Here is a 12,628-nt window from a genome sequence, read left to right as displayed (position 1 = left end):
GTGACACCATGACGACGCCGCTGGAACTCGAGGACATCCAGGGCCTGGTCACCCGGGGCTACCGGACCCTGACGTCGGCCTGCTTCCTGGTGCTCGCCACTGCCGGGCCGGCGGCCACCGCCCGTGCCGCGCTGGGGCGGCTGGCACCCCGCGTGACGAACGGCCTCTCCGATCCCCCGGACACCGCGGTCAACGTGGCCCTCACCTCGGACGGCCTGCGGAGCCTGGGACTGGCGACCCCCGAACTGGACGGATTCCCGTACGAGTTCGTCGTCGGCATGACCGACCCCGACCGCAGCCGCTTCCTCGGGGACGTCGGGGAGAACGCCCCCCGGCACTGGCAGTGGGGCGGCCCGGCCGGTCCGCCCGTGCACGTCCTGGTGCTGCTGTACGCACGCGACGGGCGGCGGCTGCGGCAACTGGAGGACGAGACGCGCCGGGAGGTCCTGGCCCCGGGTGCGTTCACCGAGACCGCACGGCTGGGCACCGCCGAGCTGACCGACCGGGAGCCCTTCGGCTTCCGCGACGGCATCTCCCAGCCCCTCGTCGAAGGGCTGTCCAAGGCCGCAGCGGTGGCCGGCGACGGCGGCACGGGCGGTGACCAGGTGGTCCGGGCGGGGGAGTTCCTCCTCGGCTACCCCAACGAGTACGGGCTGCTGACGGACCGCCCGCTGCTGCCGCCCCGCTACGACCCCCTCGGGGTGCTGCCCCGCGCGCCCGGGGGCGGCGCGGACTTCGGGCGCAACGGCAGCTACCTGGTCTTCCGGCAACTCCGCCAGAACGTCGAGGCCTTCCGCGACTACCTCGACGCGGAGACACGGCGCCCCGACGGCAGCAGCGACCCCGCCGCACAGGAGGCGCTCGCCGCGCACATGGTGGGACGCTGGCCCGGCGGCGCTCCTCTGGTCCGGGCGCCCGACCACGACGACCCCGCGCTGGCGACCGACAACGGCTTCGGCTACCACGCCACGGACCCGGCCGGCCTGCGCTGTCCGCTCGGCGCCCACATCCGCCGGGCCAACCCCCGCGACTCCCTCGACCCCCGCCCCGGTTCCGCCGACTCCGTCGCCGTCGGACGCCGCCACCGGCTGCTCCGCCGCGGCCGGCCCTACGGTCCCGACGGCACGGACGGCTCAAGCGGCACGCAAGGAACCGACGGCACGGAAGGAACGGACGGCACGGAAGGAACAGGGAACGGCCCGGACGCACGCGGACTGCACTTCCTCGGACTGAACGCCAACATCTCCCGCCAGTTCGAGTTCATCCAGCACACCTGGCTCGACAACCCGAACTTCAACGGGCTCCACGACGGGCCCGACCCGATCGTCGCACCGCGCCAGGAGCGCCGGGCGACCTTCACCGAGCAGGGCAGGCCCTTGCGCACCCGCCACGTGGGCCTTCCGCAGTTCGTCACCGTGCAGGGCGGCGCCTACTTCTTCCTCCCGGGCCTGAAGGCGCTGCACTACCTCTGCACGGCCCCGCCCGAGGACGGCCGGCAGTGAACGCCGGGCGGCGACTCAACGACGCGGTCCTGGGATGCGTCCTGCTGGAGCGGCGCGTCGACCCCTATGTGCGCCCGCTGTTCGACCGGACCCTGCTGCGCCCCCTCCAGGCCGCCGTGCAGTGGTGCGTCAACGTACGCCGCCGGGACGAGCACCTGGGCCTCGCCGAGGAGCGGGCCGTACCGGGCGAGGCGGAGGTCGCCGAGGCCATCGCGCGGCAGATGGCCCGCTTCGTGCGGCGCCAGTACCGGCCGGGGCAGGCCCAACGGGCCGGCAACACCAAGACCTACGGGGTCGTCCACGCGGACTTCACCGTCCGCGACGACCTGCCCGCACGGCTGCGGCACGGCGTGTTCCGAACCCCCGCCACCTACCGCGCCTGGGTCCGCTTCGCGGGTCCCGGCCCCCTCGCACCGCCCGACATCAAGGACAACGGGATCCTCAGCATCGGCGTCAAACTCCTCGGCGTCGACGGCGAGAAACTGCTCGACGACGAGCGGTGGACCCAGGACTTCACCGGGATCAGCGCGCCGACCTTCACCACGCCCGACGTCGTCGAGAACCTCAGGCTCCAACGGCACGTCTTCGCGGGTACGCCGGTCCTGTACTTCCTCGACCCCTCCCACCCGCACCTCTGCGACATGATCATGCAGGGGCTGTACGCGAAGACGCAGACCAGCCCGCTGGAGGCCCGCTACTGGAGCTGCGCACCGTACCTCCTCGGGGCGGGCCAGGCCATGCAGTACTCCCTCGTGCCCCGCGAGGGGACCCGCAGCCGGGTGCCCTGGCACCCGCCCGACGACTACCTGCGGCAGGCCCTGGCTGCCGCACTGCGGGAACGCGACGTCTGCTTCGACTTCCTGGTCCAGGTGCAGACGGACGCTCACCGGATGCCGGTGGAGAACGCGTCCGTGGTCTGGCCCGAACACCTCTCGCCGTTCGTACCGGTGGCCACCCTGCGTCTGCTCCGGCAGGAGTGCGATCCCGCCGACCAGTTCGCCCGTGCCGACCGGCTGTCCTTCAACCCCTGGCACGCCCTGCCCGAACACCGGCCGCTGGGCAACCAGAACCGGGCCCGCCGCACGATCTACCTCCAGCTCGCGCGGCTCAGACAGACCATGAACGGCACGCCGCACCACGAACCCGGAGAGGAGGAATGACGGGCCGGCGGCCCGCCCGCGGCCCGACGCGCGGATCAGAACCGCTTCCCATATCGTTGGACATGGACGGGAACATCCTCTGGATGCCCGCCTGGAAGGGACGCTGAGATGGACGTGCGGACAGCCGCGCGCGGTTCTCTGGCCGTGATCCGACTGGTGAACGGCGCAGCGGCGCTGCTGACCCCCCACATGATGGCCCGCCGTCTGGGCGCGGACCCCCGACAGCCCGCCCTGGTCTACGTGCTGCGCATGTTCGGCGTGCGGACCGTGGTCATCGGCGCCCAACTGCTGTGCCCCGCGGACGCGGAGGAACGCGACCGGGAGCTGCGGACCGGCACGCTCATCCACGCCAGCGACGCCCTGGCAGCCGCCTGCGCCGGCCGCGAGGGCCTGCTTCCGCGCCGCATGGCCGCTGCGGCCACGGCGATCTCGACGGTCAACGTCGCCCTGACACTCGTCGCCCGGGGGTGGCCGTGCGGGCTGCCGGACGTCCGCTGACGCCGCAGCCGCCGCGCCGGGCCTCCCGGGACGGGACGCCGGAAGGAATCCCCTCATGAGTACAGCACCACAAGGCCGGGCCCCGTGGTTCGTGCAGCTGCACGACCGGCTGGCGGTCGCCGTCGACCAGAAGATCGGCTGGCAGCGCCTGCCCAAACCCCTCGGTCTGCTGACCCTCGTCGGCCTGCGGGACAACCTGCGCCGCAAGAACCTCTTCGACACCAGCTCCTACCCGTCGCGCGACCTGCCGGCCGTCGGCCCCCCGAACGTGCAGAACCTCACCGGGCGCACGGCCGACGGGACCTACAACGACCTGGCCGATCCCCGCATGGGCATGGCCCGTTCCCGCTTCGGCCGCAACGTGCCGCCGGACCGGGCCTTCCCCGAGCCCGAGCCGCGCCTTCTCTCCCCGAGCCCTCGCGAGGTGAGCCGGGCCCTGCTGACCCGGCACGCGTTCGTCCCGGCGGAGTCCGTCAACGCCCTGGTCGCCGCCTGGCTCCAGTTCATGATCAGGGACTGGGCCAGTCACGGGCAGGGCACCATGGACCGCCCCTGGCGGATCGATCTGGCCGACGACGACCCGTGGCCCACCCCGCCGATGCTGGTGCCGCGCACGATCCCGGATCCGACCCGTCCGGACGGGCACGACGGGCTGCCGCCGACCTTCCTGAACGACAACTCGCCCTGGTGGGACGCCTCTCAGCTGTACGGGAACAACCTGGACGAGCAGCGGTCGCTGCGCACCGGCCAAGGCGGCATGCTCCGGGTCCCCGACGGCCCGCTCTTCCCGGACGACCCGGACAAGGATCCGGCGGGCGTTCCCGGCTTCTGGGTGGGACTGGCCATGATGCACCTGGTCTTCCTGCTCGAACACAACGCCATCTGCGAGGCGCTGCACAACGCCTACCCGACCTGGTCCGACGAGGAGCTGTTCCAGCGGGCGCGGCTGATCAACGCGGCGCTCATCGCCAAGATCCACACGGTGGAATGGACCCCCGCCGTCATCAGCCACCCGACGACCGTCACCGCCCTGCACGCCAACTGGTACGGCCTGCTGGGCGAGCGCCTGCACAAGCTGCTCGGCCGTCTCGGCGGGGGCGAGGTGCTCAGCGGCATCGTGGGCGGGCGCACGGACCACTTCGGCGTCCCGTACTCGCTCACCGAGGAGTTCGTCGCCGTCTACCGTATGCACCCCCTCATCCCGGACGACTGGAGCTTCCGGTCCGCCGCCGACGACGCGCTCCTCCAGGAGGCCACCTTCCGGGAACTGACGGGGTGGCACGCGTACGACGTCCTCGGCAAGCACACCCTGACCGACCTGCTGTACTCCTTCGGCACCTCGCACCCGGGCCTGGTGACCCTGCACAACTACCCCCGCTTCCTCCAGGAGTTCCAGCGGCCCGACGGCATGCTCATGGACCTCGGGGCCGTCGACATCCTGCGTTCGCGAGAGGTGGGCGTGCCCCGCTACAACGAGTTCCGGCGCCAGCTCCACCTCCGCCCCGCCGCGGACTTCCACGCCCTCACGGACAACCCCGTCTGGGCCGAGGAACTGCGCCGGGTCTACGACGGGGACATCGAGCGCGTCGACCTCTCCGTGGGCATGTTCGCCGAACCCCGCCCCAAGGGCTTCGCGTTCAGCGACACGGCCTTCCGCATCTTCGTCCTGATGGCCTCCCGCCGCCTCAACAGCGACCGGTTCCTCACCAGGGACTACACGCCGCAGGTGTACACCCCGGCCGGCCTGGACTGGATCGAGAACAACAGCATGACCAGCGTGCTGCTCCGGCACTTCCCGGGGCTGCGGGCGTCCCTGCGGTCGGTGGACAACGCCTTCGCCCCCTGGGCCGTCGCGGGGAGCCCGCGGTGAGACACGAGGCGGATTATGGGACGCGCGGCCTGCCGGCCCCGCCGGGAGACGCACGCCCCACCACGCTGTCGCGCGTGCCCGGATGCGTCCTGGCCGTCCTGGCCCTGGCCGTCTTCGGCGTGGGGCTCTGGATCCGCCACGGTGCCCCCGCCGTCGACGACGTCGGGCTGCAACTGGCCGGCGACGCGCGTGCGGCGCACGCCCTCGTCGGCGACCGGACGGCCGACTTCCGTACGGCGCTGACGGCGGACTTCGTCGTCGTGGGCACGTACACCGTCAGCACGGTGCTCGCGTTCTGGCTGAGCGGCCGCACCATAGCGGTGCGCATGAGACACCGCTGCCTGATCGTGTACGGCATCGGCGCGGTCGCCGCGGCGTGTGTGTGCGCCGTGACCGAGAAGCTGCTGCTTCTCCACGGACTGGGCGGCGCCGACTGGGCGTTCGCGTGGGCGGCGGGCTTCGCGACGGTCAAGTGGCTGCTGCTCGTCCTCACCGTCCCGGCCGCCGCCGTCCTGGTGGGGCTCGTCCTCAAACGGGCCGCGTTCCACGGCTGCGCCCGGCGCAGGTACGACAGGGAGCGCGCGTCCCACCCCGCTTGCGTCTGCGGAAACGAGCACCGAGGCGACACCACCGGCGCACCCCCCGAGGGGCCCGACGTCGTCGCGCCCTGGCCCGTGATGGCGTGGGGCCGGTGGCGCTGGCCGGGCACGGCGCGCCGTGACCCTCCCCGGTCCCGGCAGGCCCGCTGGGAGAACGGCGCCCGGGTGCCCCCCGGCCGGGAACAGGGCGGGCTCGGCTTCTGCGTCTCGGGCGGCGGCATCCGCTCCGCCTGCTTCACCCTGGGCGCGCTCCAGGCCCTGCGCCCCCAGCTGCGCACGGCGCGCTACCTGGTGTCGGTCTCCGGGGGCGGCTACACCACGGGCGCCCTGCAACTGGCGCTGGCCGGGACGGGCCGCGGCGCCGGGGAGGACCGGTACCGGGCCGGTGCCGGTGACGTCTTCATGCCCGGCACACCGGAGGAGGACCACACCCGTCGGCACTCGAAGTACGTCGCGGAAGGCACCGGCCAGTGGCTGGCCGCCGTCGGTGCCGTACTGCGGGGCCTGCTGGCCTCCCTCGGGCTGCTCACCGCGACTCTGCTCGTCCTGGGGCTCGCCCTGAGCTGGGGCTACCACCTCGTGCCGCTGGCGGACCCGACCCGGCTCCCGGGCTTCCGGGGACCGGCGCTGTGGGCCGTGCTGGCCCTCCTGTGCGGCGCGGCCGCCTTCTGGTTCCTCTGGCTGGTGTCCCTGTTCCTCTCCAGGCAGTTCCTGTCGGACGTGCTGAAGAGGACCTACCTCACGTTCGTGGCGGCGGGCCTGCTGCTCGCCGTCGTGGTGGTCGTCCTCCCCGCGCTGGAGTGGGCGACGGCGCGCCTGTGGACGCTGCACGCCCCGGCGAGCGCGCTGAGCGGCGGAGTCGTGGGGCTGCTCACCTATGTGACCGTGCTGGCCGGCACCACGTGGCGGCGCGTCGAGTCCACCGAGCGCGCCGTCGCGTCCGCCAGGCGCTCACGACTGGTGCGGGCCCTGCCCGTGGTCGGCAAGTACCTGCTCGTCTGGGTGGCTCTCGTCGTGGTGGCCGTGGCCTCCCTGCTCGTTCTGGGCGGGGCGATCCACGTCGGGCGGACCTGGCCCGCGGCCGTCCAGATCGGCCTGCCCGTCGTCCTGTGCGCGGTCGCGCTGAGCCTCGACCAGACGTGGACGAGTCTCCACCCCTTCTACCGCGCCCGGCTGGCCAGCGCCTTCGCCGTCCGCCGCAGGACCGAACCGGACGGCGAACAGCTGGCGGTCCCCTACGCGTTCGACGAGCCGACGCCGCTCGCCTGCTACGGCAGGCGGCCCCACGGCTTCCCCCAGGTCGTCTTCGCCGCGGCGGCCAACCTGTCCGGCGACGACCGCACACCGCCGGGGCGGCACGCGGTGTCGTTCACCTTGTCGTACGACTACGTCGGCGGCCCGGACGTCGGCTACGCCCGGACGGACGTCCTGTGGAACCGCACCAGACCGGTCATCCGCAAGGACCTGACCGTCGAGTCGGCCGTCGCCGTCTCCGGTGCGGCCTTCGCCTCCGCCATGGGACGCCAGGCGCGCGCGTTCCAGACGCTCTTCGCGATCTCCAACGCCCGGCTCGGCACCTGGCTGCCCAACCCCGGGGTGCTGGCGGCCCTGTGGGACGAGCACGCCGACTGGGCGCTGCCGCCGATGCCCGGCATCCGCCGCCTGCCGTACCTGCTGCGGGAAGTGTCCGGCCGCTACCCGCTGGACGACCGGATGCTGCTGGTCACGGACGGCGGCCACTACGAGAACCTCGGCCTGGTCGAACTGCTCCGGCACGGCGTCACCACCGCCGTGTGCGTGGACGCGAGCGGCGGCTCCGGGGCCTTCGCCCCCGCGCTGGGCGAGGCCATCACGCTGGCCCGGGAGGAACTCGGGGTCGAGATCAGGATCGCGCGGGAGGACTGGCAGAAGCTCGTGCCCGGCAGCGCGCCTCCCCTCACACCGCAGCCGCCTCAGCCGACCCAGCCGCCCCCGCCGAACCCACTGGCCGCCCTCGACCTGCGGCTCTCGGCCGACTGCGTGGTGGAGGGCGAGATCGTGTACCCGCGCCCGCTGGTGGACGAACGGGGCCGAAGGCTGGGGACGCGGGGACGGCTGATCGTCGCCCGGGCCTCGCTGACCCCCGACATGCCGTACGCACTCCTCGCCTACGCCCAGGCCAACCGGGTCTTCCCCTACGACGGCACCAGCGACCAGTGGTTCGACAGCCGGCGCTTCGACGCCTACCAGGCACTCGGCCACTGGATCGGCGAGCGGGTCGCGAAACGACTCCCGGTGGAGAGCGGCGCACCCCGGACCGGCCGCCGAGGTGCCGCGAGCCCGGAGACGGAGCAGCGGGAAGCGGTGCCTCACGGGAGGGCGGGCGGAACAGCGGCCTGAGAGAAGGGCCGGGCCGCCTGTTCGCGCGGTCGGCCGGTGTCCGGGAGGTGTTCACCGGCCTGACCGCCGCCTGCGGCGGGGTGTGCTGTCTGTTCGACACCGGCGACGGTGCTCCCGAGCAGGTGCTGGCTCTACGGTGAGGCGACCCGGGAGACCGTCTCCGGTCCCCGCTTCCCCGATCCGCGAGCCCTCGCGGCGACGTGGCCCGACCCCGACCGGTGAGCACGGCACAGGGCGACGCCGCCACCGGTGCCGTGGACGTGCCGGGCGTCGCCGCGCGGTTGACCGCTCGCCCGTCGGCTGTCAGCCCAGCCGCTTCAGCAGTTCCTCGGCGACCGGCGCGGAGGAGGCCGGGTTCTGGCCGGTGATCAGGTTGCGGTCCACCACGACGTGCGGAGCCCACGGCTCGCCCGCCCGCACTTCGACGCCCGCCTCGGTCAGCCGGTCCTGGAGCAGCCACCTGGCCTGTCCGGCGAGGCCGCCCTGGGTCTCCTCCTCGTTGGTGAAGGCAGCCGCGTGGTAGCCGGCGAAGGCGTTGCCGCCGTCGGGGCGGACCGCGGCGAGCAGGGCGGCCGGGCCGTGGCAGACCACGGCGAGCGGCTTGCCCGAGTCCAGGGCCGCCACCAGCAGCCGGCCCGACTCGGTGTCCACGGCCAGGTCCTCCATGGGGCCGTGCCCGCCCGGGTAGAACACGGCGGCGAAGTCGGCGAGGTCCACCTCCGCGAGCTTCACCGGCGTCCGCAGCTCGGTCATCTCCTCCAGCGCGCGGGCGATCTCGTCGGCCTTCTCCTGGCCGCCGTTGACCTCGGGGGCCAGGCTCGCCCGGTCGACCGGCGGCACCACACCGCCCGGCGTGGCGACGACGACCTCGTGACCGGCGGCCTTGACGGCCCGGTAGGGGACCACGGCCTCCTCGGCCCAGAAGCCGGTCGGGTGCGCGGTGCCGTCGGCGAGCGTCCAGTGATCGGCGCCGGTCATCACGAACAGGATCTTCGACATGGGTTCTCTCTCCAGAAGGCTTGCGTCCACGTGCGGCTCGGGACCGCGGTCGCGGCGGCCCGGGCCGTCGAGAAGAACGTAGGCGAGACCACCCATAGGCATCCAATGAAGGAGCGCATGGCTGACATTGGATTCCCTATGGCTAGCCCGGGGAATAGGAGACGGCCATACTCGGACCCGTGGAGACCGCTTCCCTGGACCTGAACCTGCTGCGCACCTTCCTCGCGGTGTACCGATCCGGTTCCTTCACCGGCGCCGCCCGGCTGCTCGGGCTGTCCCAGCCGACGGTGACGACGCAGATGCGCGCGCTGGAGCGGCAGACCGGCCGGGAACTGTTCGAACGGCTGCCGCGCGGGGTCACGCCGACCCCGGTGGCCGACGAGCTGGCGGCCCGGATCGCCACGCCCCTGGACGAGCTGGCCGCCGTCGCCGGCCCCACCCCGCCGGCGGGGGCACGGGCCGAGCCCGTCCATCTGGCCGGCCCGGCGGAACTCCTGTGCACCAGGGCCCTGCCGGCCCTCGCGCCGCTGATCGCCGATGGGGTGCGGCTGCGGGTGGCGACCGGGCTGACCGATCCGCTGCTGGACGAACTGCGCTCCGGCCGCCACGACCTGGTGATCGCCACCACCCGCCCACGCGGCCGTACGGTGCACGCCGTGCCGCTCACCGACGAGGAGTTCGTGCTCGTCGCGGCCCCGGCGTGGGCCGAGCGGCTGACGGGGCGCGGACCCGCGCCGGAGGCCGAGGACGGGGGAGCCGACGGCCGGGCACGCGCCGCCGCGGCCTCCTTCGACCCCGCCGTCCTGCACGAGGTCCCGCTCATCACCTACGCCGAGGACCTGCCGATCGCCCGCCGGTACTGGCGGCACGTCTTCGGCCGGCGGCTGTCGCGTACCGCCGCCGTGACCGTCCCCGACCTGCGCGGGGTGCTCGCGGCCGTGGCCGCAGGCGCCGGGTTCAGCGTGCTGCCCCGCTATCTCTGCCAGGACCTCCTGGCATCCGGCGCGCTCGTCGCCCTGCTGGAACCCGAGGACCCGCCGATCAACACCGGCTTCCTCGTCCAGCGCCCCGGCGCGTCCGACAACCCCGACGTGGCCCGCGTCCGCGCCGTCCTGCTGCGGGCGGCGCGCAGGTGGTAGACCGGTGGGCGGGGCCGTTCCGCGTCGGCGGCCTCCTTCGGCGCAGAGGATGGGACATCCGGTACGCCGGCCTGCGGTCCGAGCTCCAGCAGCAACTCCCGTCCCGCCGCCCCGCGTCGCGTGCCGGACCGGCCAGTTCGGCCGGGTGCAGGGCCTTGCCGATGCCGTGCGTGGCGGTACCGAACAGCCGGTCGCCGCCGACATCGTCGTGGCGCTCCTTTCCGGATGGCGGGGCCGGATTGCGGGGCCGACGATGGTGCTGTGGGGTACGGCCGCCGCCGCAGCGCCGGTGGTGTCCGAGGCCGCCGGGGGACGGAGGCCGGCCCCGGCCGCGGTTCCGCGGCCGGAAGGGAGGACACCGTCATGCTGGAAGTGAAGACGGTCGAGAAGCCGGACGAACGGCGCGACTTCCCCCGCGGCCACCTCGACGCCCTCCACCTGACCGGGCTCGACTTCGCGGTGGGCACCTTCGAACCCGGGTGGCGCTGGTCGGAGTGCGTGGCGCCGATCGCGGGCACCGAGAGCTGCATGGTCCACCACAACGGGTACGTGGTCCAGGGCCGAATGCACCTGCGCATGGACGACGGCGGTGAGAGCGAGGTCGGCCCCGGCGACGTCTTCGTCTGCCCGCCCGGCCACGACGCCTGGGTGGTGGGCGACGAGCAGGTCGTGGTCCTCGACTTCGCCGGGACGATGGCGAACGAGTACGCCAAGGGCTAGCCGGGCACGGATTCCCTCCGCTTGTCTCCTCGCCCCGCCGGGCCGCCCAGCGGTCCGGCGGGGGCTACGCGTCGAAGGCCTCCGCCTCCTCCTCCGCGAAGGCGATCGCGTCCGCGTGGCCGAACAGGCCCGGGAGGCCGCCGGTGTGGAGGAACACCGTCCGCTCGCCCGGGCGGACGCTGCCGTCGCGGACCGCGGCGTGCAGGCCGGCCAGGGCGCGGCCGGTGTAGACGGGATCGAGGACCAGACCCTCGGTGCGGGCGGCGAGGCGGAGCGCCTCCCGTACCGGGGCCGTGAGAGCCGCGTAGCCGGCGCCCACCTGGTCCCGGCGGATCCGCAGGGTGTCCGGCGTGATCTCCTCCGCCGTGAGCGGAGCGGCGAACTCCGCGACCGCCGCGGCCGGGTCGGCCAGGGCGCCCACGTCGACGCCGAGTACCGACCCGCCGCCCAGGGCCGCGACCAGCCCGGCCATCGTGCCGCCCGAGCCGAGGGCCACGACCGCCGTCCGCAGATCCGGCAACTGCTCGCGCAGCTCGGTGCCGCACCGTACGTACCCCTTGGCTCCCAGCGCGCTGGAGCCGCCGAACGGGATCAGCGCCGGGCGGGCGCCGTCGGACCGCAGACGCGCGCAGACCTCGGCCGCCGCCGTGTCCAGCCCTGCCTGGTCCACGTCGCCGGCCCAGGCGAGCCGCGCCCCGAGCAGGCCGTCCAGGGCGAGGTTCCCGGAGCGGGAGGCGCCCCGGGTGCCGCGCAGGACGAGGACGACGTCCAGCCCGAGCCGGGCGCCCGCGGCGGCGGTCAGCCGGGCGTGGTTGCTCTGCGGGGCACCGGTGGTGACGAGGGTGTCCGCGCCCTCGGCGAGGGCCGCGCCCACCGTCCACTCCAGCTTGCGGATCTTGTTCCCGCCGCCGCCCAGGCCGGTCAGGTCGTCCCGCTTCACCCACAGGTCCTCCGGGCCGAGCCCGAGCGCGGCGGCCAGCCGGGGCGCCGGTTCCAGGGGGGTGGGGAAGGTGCCCAGCGGCACGGGCGGGTGGGTCATGGTGACGTCCTCGGGTCGGTGTCGGGGTGGGGGCCAGTCGATCACGGCCGGGCACCCGGCGTCACACCGGCAGCAGACCCGCGATCAACGCGCTGAGCTGCGCGGCCGTGCGGCACTCGTGCATCTCCACCAGCTCGGCGTACGCGGGCGCGGCCGAATCGCCGGTGCCCCAGCGGTCGCGTGGCTCGGGGTTGAGCCAGTAGACGCGCCGGGCCCGCCGGGCCAGCTCGCGTACGGCGGGGAGGTTCGGGTCGCTCATGTTCGTGCGGGCGTCACCGAGGACGAACACCGTCGTACGCGGCCCCACCGCACCGCCGTACCGCTCGGTGAACTCGCCCAGCGCCACGCCGTAGTCGCTGCTGCCGTGCCAGCCGGTGAGGGTGGCCTCGGCGCGGATGCGGGCGCTCAGCCCGTCGGGGTCGGCGCGGCCGTGATCGAGCAGACCGGTGACCTCGTCGAGCCGGTTGACGAACGCGAACACGCGCACCTTGCCGAACTGGTCGTGCAGGGCCTGCACGAGGAGCATGGTGAAGTCGGAGAAGCCGGACACCGAGCCGGACACGTCGCACAGCAGCACCAGTTCGGGCCGGACCGGGCGGCGCCGCCGCAGCACCGGCCGCATCGGCCCACAAAGCTGTCATGGACGTGACAGAAATGGATCAGCAAGCGCACCTCCACCCCACAAGGAGAGCCGCATGCCCATCCCGGGTTCGCCTGCGAAGC

9 protein-coding genes and 1 pseudogene are annotated in these 12,628 nt (G+C 73.7%); 7 read left to right on the top strand and 3 right to left on the bottom strand.

Annotated elements, in window-relative coordinates:
- The first annotated feature begins 8 nt into the window (after positions 1–8).
- The 5 genes from ABZV94_RS23245 (at position 9) to ABZV94_RS23225 (ending at position 8,008) form a co-directional block, all read left to right on the top strand.
- Positions 9–1,502, top strand: coding sequence for a peroxidase (locus ABZV94_RS23245; RefSeq protein WP_356343169.1), 1,494 nt, complete (start codon positions 9–11; stop codon positions 1,500–1,502).
- Positions 1,499–2,662 (top strand): catalase family protein, encoded by a 1,164-nt coding sequence (locus ABZV94_RS23240; protein WP_356343167.1) that lies wholly within the window; start codon positions 1,499–1,501, stop codon positions 2,660–2,662. Before ABZV94_RS23245 ends, ABZV94_RS23240 begins: the two co-directional genes overlap by 4 nt.
- A gap of 108 nt (positions 2,663–2,770) precedes the next feature.
- Positions 2,771–3,160, top strand: a complete 390-nt coding sequence (locus tag ABZV94_RS23235; RefSeq protein ID WP_356343165.1) for a hypothetical protein — start codon at positions 2,771–2,773, stop codon at positions 3,158–3,160.
- Positions 3,161–3,215: 55 nt separating this feature from the next.
- Entirely contained in the window at positions 3,216–5,030 is a 1,815-nt protein-coding gene (locus ABZV94_RS23230; RefSeq protein ID WP_356343163.1) for a peroxidase family protein, read from the top strand.
- 74 nt (positions 5,031–5,104) lie between these two features.
- A complete protein-coding gene (locus tag ABZV94_RS23225; RefSeq protein ID WP_356343161.1) occupies positions 5,105–8,008 on the top strand; it encodes a hypothetical protein in 2,904 nt (967 codons plus the stop codon).
- Between the two features lie 303 nt (positions 8,009–8,311).
- Here ABZV94_RS23225 and ABZV94_RS23220 read toward each other — a convergent pair whose 3' ends face one another.
- Complete coding sequence (locus tag ABZV94_RS23220) at positions 8,312–9,007, bottom strand: type 1 glutamine amidotransferase domain-containing protein (RefSeq protein ID WP_356343159.1); 696 nt, start codon at positions 9,005–9,007, stop codon at positions 8,312–8,314.
- A 179-nt stretch (positions 9,008–9,186) separates the two neighbouring features.
- Here ABZV94_RS23220 and ABZV94_RS23215 point away from each other — a divergent pair, with 179 nt between their 5' ends.
- Positions 9,187–10,146, top strand: a complete 960-nt coding sequence (locus tag ABZV94_RS23215; RefSeq protein ID WP_356343157.1) for a LysR family transcriptional regulator — start codon at positions 9,187–9,189, stop codon at positions 10,144–10,146.
- 363 nt (positions 10,147–10,509) lie between these two features.
- A complete protein-coding gene (locus ABZV94_RS23210; RefSeq protein WP_356343154.1) occupies positions 10,510–10,866 on the top strand; it encodes a cupin domain-containing protein in 357 nt (118 codons plus the stop codon).
- Between the two features lie 64 nt (positions 10,867–10,930).
- Here the strand turns inward: ABZV94_RS23210 and ABZV94_RS23205 are convergent, their stop codons facing one another.
- The gene (locus tag ABZV94_RS23205; RefSeq protein ID WP_356343151.1) at positions 10,931–11,905 is read right to left on the bottom strand and encodes a D-cysteine desulfhydrase family protein; all 975 of its coding nucleotides are present in this window, start codon (positions 11,903–11,905) and stop codon (positions 10,931–10,933) included.
- 61 nt (positions 11,906–11,966) lie between these two features.
- A pseudogene (locus ABZV94_RS23200) lies at positions 11,967–12,530 on the bottom strand (VWA domain-containing protein); the annotation flags it as partial.
- Positions 12,531–12,628: the final 98 nt, after the last annotated feature.

The organism is Streptomyces sp. NPDC004658 (assembly GCF_040609555.1).
Taxonomy (GTDB): Bacteria; Actinomycetota; Actinomycetes; order Streptomycetales; family Streptomycetaceae; genus Streptomyces.
Note: the sequence above shows the minus strand (reverse complement) of the source record. Positions and strands in the feature narration are given on the sequence as shown.

What these genes read in the sequence shown, in the direction of transcription:
- ABZV94_RS23245 (WP_356343169.1), top strand. Translation starts at nt 9, where the DNA reads ATGACGACGCCGCTGGAACTCGAGGACATCCAGGGCCTGGTCACCCGG.
- ABZV94_RS23235 (WP_356343165.1), top strand. Translation starts at nt 2,771, where the DNA reads ATGGACGTGCGGACAGCCGCGCGCGGTTCTCTGGCCGTGATCCGACTG.
- ABZV94_RS23230 (WP_356343163.1), top strand. Translation starts at nt 3,216, where the DNA reads ATGAGTACAGCACCACAAGGCCGGGCCCCGTGGTTCGTGCAGCTGCAC.
- ABZV94_RS23220 (WP_356343159.1), bottom strand. Translation starts at nt 9,007, where the DNA reads ATGTCGAAGATCCTGTTCGTGATGACCGGCGCCGATCACTGGACGCTC.
- ABZV94_RS23210 (WP_356343154.1), top strand. Translation starts at nt 10,510, where the DNA reads ATGCTGGAAGTGAAGACGGTCGAGAAGCCGGACGAACGGCGCGACTTC.
- ABZV94_RS23205 (WP_356343151.1), bottom strand. Translation starts at nt 11,905, where the DNA reads ATGACCCACCCGCCCGTGCCGCTGGGCACCTTCCCCACCCCCCTGGAA.